A 6,831-nucleotide genomic window follows, 5' to 3' on the forward strand; every position below is an offset into this window, starting at 1 on the left:
GATCACCATGGGCACGACCGTCGGCCGCCCCGCCCCGCGCCCCCTTCACGAGGGGGCACTGCCGGGGCCCACCTCCAGGGGTTGGATCGTTCCAGGAGCCGGGACGCCCCACGCCGAGCATGCGTTTCATTAGTCCAATACGGCAACCCCCTTTGTCCATGGTCACCCCCACCGCTCCAGCCCCAAGGTGACGCCGTGACCGCAGACCACCCGGGCCCGGGCCGACGGGCCGTAGTCGTCACCACCGCCCTGGCAGGCCTGGGCGCCGCCCTGGACCCCGGTGCCGCCCGCGCCGCCGCCGGTACCGAAGCCGTACTGCGCTCCGACGTGCTCGACGTCCGCGTGGACACCCGCTTCCCGCGCGTCCTGTCGTACACCGACCGCGCCCGCGGCGCCGTCCTGTACGGCCAGGAGGACCCCGTGACGTCACTGCTGATCGACGGCGTCGAGCACACCCCCGAGGTCACCGCCACCACCGGCCGCGACCACGCCTCCTACCGGCTGGCTCTCGGTGACACCCGCATCGACGTGAACATCAGCGTCGACGGCTGGCGCGTGCACTGGCGCGTCACCCGCATCGCCGACACACCCCGGCTGCGCGTGGGAACCGTGCAGGTTCCGTCGCTCGCCTTCCTGTCCGTCCGCAGCACCCAGCCCGGCGCCACCCTGCTCGCCGCCCGCATCCAGCTGGACAAGGCCAAGAGCGGCGACACCCTCGTACACCTCACCCCCACCACACCCGCCGACGCGGCCCCCACCGGCTGTGCGTACGCCGTCGTCAGCACCGGCCTCCTCGCCGCCGCCATCGAGACGAACACCGTCCACGACAGACCCGACCCCACCACCACATGGGAGAACGGGCGCCTGTGGCGGCAGAACCTCACACGCCCCGGCTACACCAAGGCCCAGCTCACCTGCGGCCAGTGGACCCACCGGGCCGCCACCGCACCCCTGCCCGACACCGAACCCCTGCCCCGCGCGAGCGTCATCATCACCCGGGACCGCAACGGCGACGGCACCGCCGACTGGCAGGACGCGGCCATCGCCATGCGCGACATCATGGTCAACCCGCCCGGCGCCGACGAACAGCACCTACGCGTCGTCCCCCACATCCCGTTCAACTTCGCAGGCCAGGCCACCAACCCGTTCCTGACCACCCTCGACAACATCAAGCGCATCCACCTCGCCACCGACGGCCTACGGCAGTTCACCCTGCTCAAGGGCTACCAGTCCGAAGGCCACGACTCCGCACACCCCGACTACGCGGGCAACTACAACACCCGCGCCGGCGGCCTCGCCGACCTCAACACCCTGCTGCGCATCGGCAAGCGGTGGAACAGCGACTTCGCCGTGCACGTCAACACCACCGAGGCCTACCCGGTCGCCCACGCCTTCTCCGGGACACTCGTCGACAAGAACGACCGCCAGTGGGACTGGCTCGACCAGTCCTACCGGATCGACGCCCGCCGCGACCTGCTCTCCGGCGACATCACCCGCCGCTTCCGGCAGCTGCGCGAGGAGACCCACCCGGCCCTGAACACCCTCTACATCGACGTCTTCCGCGAGTCCGGCTGGAACTCCGACCGCCTCCAGCGCGAGCTGCACCGGCAGGGCTGGCAGATCACCACCGAGTGGGGCCACGGCCTGGAACGCTCCAGCCTCTGGTCGCACTGGGCCACCGAGACCGACTACGGCCCCGACACCTCACGCGGAATCAACTCCCGCCTCATCCGCTTCATCCGCCACCACCAAAAAGACGTCTTCGCCGACAAGTGGCCCCTACTGGGCACGGCCAGGCTCGGCACCTTCGAAGGCTGGCAGGGCAAGACCGACTGGGAGCCCTTCTACCGCCTCCTGTGGACCGAGAACCTACCCGCGAAGTATCTGCAGGCGTTCGCCATCCAAACCTGGAACGACCACGAGATCACGTTCGCCGGCCCCACCGGGACCTCCGTATCGGACTCCGACGGAACCAGGAAGATCACCACGGACGGCCGCCTCGTCTACGACGACGGCACCTACCTCCTGCCCTGGGAACCCCGCCGCGCCACCGACCCCGCCAAGCTCTACCACTACAACCCCCACGGCGGGCACACCACCTGGTCCCTGCCACGCGGCTGGTCCGCCCTGCGCACGGTCGTGCTGCACCGCCTCACCGACCAGGGCCGGGCCGCCCCCACCGAGCTGCCGGTGCGCGACGGCCGCGTCACCGTCGACGCCACACCCGGCCAGCCCTACGTCCTCACCCGCAGACGGGACGGACGGCGCACCGACCCCCGCTGGGGCGAGGGCACCCCCGTGCACGACCCCCACTTCCTCTCCGGCACCCTCGACGCCTGGCAGGTCACCGGCCCCGCCCGGGCCGTGCGCAGCGCACTCGGCGACTGGGAGCTGGTCATCGGCGCCGGGGGAGCCGCCACCGTCAGCCAGCGGCTGGCACGCCTGCGACCCGGCACATACGCCGCATCCGTCCAGGTCGAGGTCGGCGCCGAGGCGGGGGAGCGGCGCACCGCCGCACTCACCGTCCGCACGGCCGACGGAGTCACCGCCACGAACTGGACGGACACCTCCACCGCCGTCAACCACGTGGCCGCCGACCGCAAACACGGCACACGCTTCCAACGCATGTTCACCTGGTTCACGGTGCCGGACGGCGGCGGCCCCGTCACCCTCTCCCTGACGGCCGCACCCGGCCGGGCACCGGTCCGCTTCGACGCCGTACGCGTGGTACCCGGCCGGCAGGCAACCGCCCCCGGCGCACTGGTCTTCGAGGACTTCGAGAACGTGCCGCAGGGCTGGGGCCCCTTCGTCAAGGGCGACGCCGGCGGCACCACCGACCCCCGCACCCACATCGCCCAGCGGCACGCCCCCTACACACAGCGCGGCTGGAACGGCAAGGCCGTCGACGACGTCATCGACGGCACCCAGTCGCTGAAGTCACGCGGCGAGAACCCGGGACTGGTCTACCGCACCGTCCCGCACACCGTGCGCTTCACCCCCGGCCGCCGCTACCGCGTGACATTCCGCTACGAGAACGAACAGGCGGGCCAGTACGCCTGGATCACCGCCGTGGACGAGCCGGGAGCGCGCGAGCTGACCCGTACGGACCTGCCTGTTGCCACCGCCCCCACCACGCACTCCTACGAGTTCACCGCGCCCGGAGGAGGCGAGGCGTGGGTGGGATTGCGGAAGACCGGAGAAAACGGGACCGCTGAGTTCTGCCTGGACGGCTTCACCGTGCATGCAGTCGGGCAAGAGACATCCACGGGGTTCCGTCCCGTTGGTCACCGTCATCGGCCGGTGACCAGCGGGACGGGAGCTCAGCCCACCGCCCCCACCGGGAGCGCCGGATCGCCCGGCCGCTCGAACTCCAGCACCATCAGCTCGTTCGCCCCCTCACGCAACACCGGCCCCGGCACATACAGCGCACGCTGCGGCCCCCGGTCCCAGTAACGGCCCACACAGAAACCGTTCACCCACACAAAGCCCCGCACCCAGCCCGGCAACTCCACCGACGCGCAACCGGCCCCCACCACCTCGAACACCCCCCGGTACAGCCCCGGCCCACCGGCGCCGCCCGCCCCCCACGCCCGCCACGGCACCCCGGCCGCAGCCCCCGGCTCCTCCACGGCATCCAGCCGCAGCCCCCGCGCCCGCACCCCGTGCACGTACTGCCGCTCGTGCAACACGCCACCCGTGATGCCCTTGGACTCCCCCAGACGAGGCCCGTAGTTGACCCGGCCGAGCGACTCCACCCACAACTCCACCGACGCCGGCCCCGCCACCTCACCGAGCGGCACCACACCGACGCCGTCCCCACCGTCGACAACGCCCGTACGCACTCCGTCCACATACACCGTCGCCACATCACGCAACCCCGCCACCACCAGCGCACACCCCTGACGCGGCCCCGGCACCGTGAAGCAGTAACGCACCACCCCCCGATCGACACCCAGTTCCTCGAACGTCGCCGGCACCGCACCCTCGCACTCGTCGTCCCCCAGCACCTCCACCACCTCACCCAAAAGCGCCCACTCGACCAGCCGGACCACCACCCCACCGCCCAGCACCGGCGGCGCCGGCGGCAGCGAAGGCAGCGGGCCCGGCACGCCCCGGAACCGCGCCAGCACCTCCCGGAAAGCCCAGAACTTCCGCGTGGGCCGCCCGTACTCGTCGACCGGCGAGTCATAGTCGTACGAGGTCACCGTCGGCCGCAGCACCCCACGATGGTCCTCCCCCGAACGGTTGGCACCGGCCCAGCCACCGAAATTCGTCCCCCCGTGCGCCATATAGATGTTCACCGACGCCCCGCACTCCAGCACCTCGCCCAGCGCCCGCGCCGCCTGCTCCGGCTCCCGCGCCGCCACCTCACCGCCCCAGTGCGTGAACCAGCCGCACCACCACTCCATGCACATCAACGGACCCCGCGGCCGGTACCGCCGCAACACCTCGAACGCCCCCCGCGCCCCCGACCCGAAATTCACCGTCGCCAGCACACCCGGCACCGAACCACCCGAGAGCATGTGCCCCTCCGGCCCGTCCGAAGTAACCAGCGGCACCGTCACACCGAGCGACTTCCACCGTTCTGCCAGCTGCCGCAGATAAACCTGATCACTGCCGTACGACCCGTACTCGTTCTCCACCTGCACCAGCACCACCGGACCACCCCGGCACACCTGCCGCCCCACCACCTCACGCGCCACCACCGACAACCAGCCGTCGACCGCCCGCACGAACCGCTCATCACGCGTGCGCACACGCGACCCCAGCTCCCCCGTCAGCCACGACGGCAACCCGCCGTTCTCCCACTCCGCACAGATGTACGGCCCCGGGCGCACGATCGCGAACAACCCCGCCGCACCCACCGCGTCCAGGAACCGTCCCAGCGCCTGAGGATCACGCAACAGCCCCCGGCGCCGCTCATGCCAATTCCACGGCACATACGTCTCCACACAATTGAGACCCATCGCCCGCAGCATCCCCAGCCGGTGCGCCCACAGCCCCTCATGTACCCGGAAGTAGTGCAGCGCCCCCGACAACAGCCGCACCGGCCGCCCGCCGAGTTCAAAACCCTCGTCCCCCACCACGAACTCCGCCACGTTCCCGCCGCCTCCCACCCTCGACCGCAGACCCGGCCATCGTCGCCCTCTGGCGGGGGAGGGAGCCATGGACAAAGATCTGCCCTGTTTGGACGGAGCCGGCGGCACCGCGGAAGGCAGGGACGCGTGTATCACACCTGGATGCGGTACTTCACCCCCGGCCCGGTCCACCACCGGCTCGGCCTCGTCTGCCTCGGCGTCGGCCTCCAGCACGGCACCCTGCCCGCCGTCGGCCCCCGCACCCTCGACCACCACGTGGCCGTCGTCATCAGCGCAGGCACCGGCTGGTACCGCACCCCCGACGCCCGCACCCACGCCGTCACCGCACCCGCCCTGCTCTGGCTCACCCCCGGCGTCCCCCACCACTACGGCGCCGCGCGCGGCACCGGCTGGGACGAGAGCTTCGTCGACTTCACCGGAGCAGCCGTCGCCGCCTACACCGAACTGGGCTACATCGAACCCGAACGGCCCCTCGTCCCCCTCACTGACACCACCGGCCCCCGCACCGCCGTCACCCGCATCGCCCGCGCCGCCCGCCGCGGCAACCCCCTCCTGGAGGTCGAGACCTCCGCCGCCGTCCACGAACTCCTCGTCGCCCTCCGCCAGGCCCGCGCCGCCCCCACCGGCGACACCGACCCCGTCCTACGAGCCCTGGCCCGCGACGCCTTCCTGCACCTGTCCGTCACCCAGCACGCCGCCCGCCACGGCATGACCCCCGCCGAGCTGCGCTCCGCCGTACGCCGCGGCGCCGGCTGCAGCCCCAAGGACTACCTGCTCGGCATCCGTCTCGGCCGCGCCAAGGAACTGCTGGCCGCCACCGAACTCCCCGTCGCCGCCGTCGCCCGCCGCGTCGGCTACGACGACCCCGCCTACTTCAGCCGCCTCTTCACCCGCCGCGTCGGCACCGCCCCCATCCGCTTCCGCGCACACCAGGGCCGGGCCGTACCGGGCGGCTGGAGCAACGAGATCCCCGACCCGGAGCACCCACCGGTCACCGGTTCCCGCCCGTCCGCATAGGCTCGGTGGGGTGGACATGAACAACAGTGCCAACGACGAGTCCGTACGGGCCGAGCTGAGCCGCCTGCGCGACAGCATCGACAACATCGACGCGGCGGTCATTCACATGCTCGCCGAACGCTTCAAATGCACCCAGCAGGTCGGCCACCTCAAGGCCGCCCACAAGATGCCCCCGGCCGACCCCGCCCGCGAGTCCCGCCAGATCGCCCGCCTGCGCGAACTCGCCGAGAACGCCAAGCTCGACCCGGCCTTCGCGGAGAAGTTCCTCAACTTCATCATCGCCGAGGTCATCCGCCACCACGAAACAATCGCCCGCACCTGAGCCCCCCGACCCCGGCGAGGCCCTCTCACCACCGCGCCGCCCAGCAACGAGGCCCCGGCCGCCCCGCCGCGATGGCGCCCGGCCTCAGCGGCCGGCCCGGCGGTGCCCCGGCCCGGCGGTGCCCCGGCAACCAGGATCACGGCCACCTCCGCCGCGGCGGCGTGGCACGGCGGTGCCCGGCAACCAGGACCTCGGCCACCCCCGCCGCGGCGGCGTGATCCGGCGGTGCCAGCCGGCGCGCGGCGGCCGGTGCTTCCTGGCGGCCTCGCCGGTGGGCAACCGCCGGGCTGCCCGCCACGATGGCGCCCGGCCACTGCGGCGGCCGAGCGCTGCCGTGCCGGCGGGATGCCCGCGGCGGTAGCCGCAATATTTCCCCGCCGCAGCGGCGCTCAG

At 72.2% G+C, this 6,831-nt stretch carries 3 protein-coding genes and 1 pseudogene; 3 read left to right on the forward strand and 1 reads right to left on the reverse strand.

Annotated elements, in window-relative coordinates; translation table 11 throughout:
• Positions 1-195: 195 nt before the first annotated feature.
• Positions 196-3,240: pseudogene (locus AB0F13_RS16295) on the forward strand (endo-alpha-N-acetylgalactosaminidase family protein); the annotation flags it as partial.
• A gap of 80 nt (positions 3,241-3,320) precedes the next feature.
• Here the strand turns inward: AB0F13_RS16295 and AB0F13_RS16300 are convergent.
• A complete protein-coding gene (locus AB0F13_RS16300) occupies positions 3,321-5,099 on the reverse strand; it encodes a beta-galactosidase family protein (protein WP_362081573.1) in 1,779 nt (592 codons plus the stop codon).
• Positions 5,100-5,225: 126 nt separating this feature from the next.
• Here AB0F13_RS16300 and AB0F13_RS16305 point away from each other — a divergent pair, with 126 nt between their 5' ends.
• Both AB0F13_RS16305 and AB0F13_RS16310 read left to right on the forward strand, forming a co-directional pair.
• Positions 5,226-6,116, forward strand: a complete 891-nt coding sequence (locus tag AB0F13_RS16305; protein ID WP_362081576.1) for an AraC family transcriptional regulator — start codon at positions 5,226-5,228, stop codon at positions 6,114-6,116.
• Between the two features lie 16 nt (positions 6,117-6,132).
• The gene (locus AB0F13_RS16310) at positions 6,133-6,438 is read left to right on the forward strand and encodes a chorismate mutase (protein ID WP_362081579.1); all 306 of its coding nucleotides are present in this window, start codon (positions 6,133-6,135) and stop codon (positions 6,436-6,438) included.
• Positions 6,439-6,831 lie beyond the last annotated feature (393 nt).

The sequence above is a fragment of the Streptomyces sp. NPDC026206 genome (genome assembly GCF_040638465.1).
Classification (GTDB): Bacteria; Actinomycetota; Actinomycetes; order Streptomycetales; family Streptomycetaceae; genus Streptomyces.

Excerpts from the sequence above, each read along its gene's own strand:
- AB0F13_RS16310 (WP_362081579.1), top strand. The coding sequence starts at position 6,133 with ATGAACAACAGTGCCAACGACGAGTCCGTACGGGCCGAGCTGAGCCGC.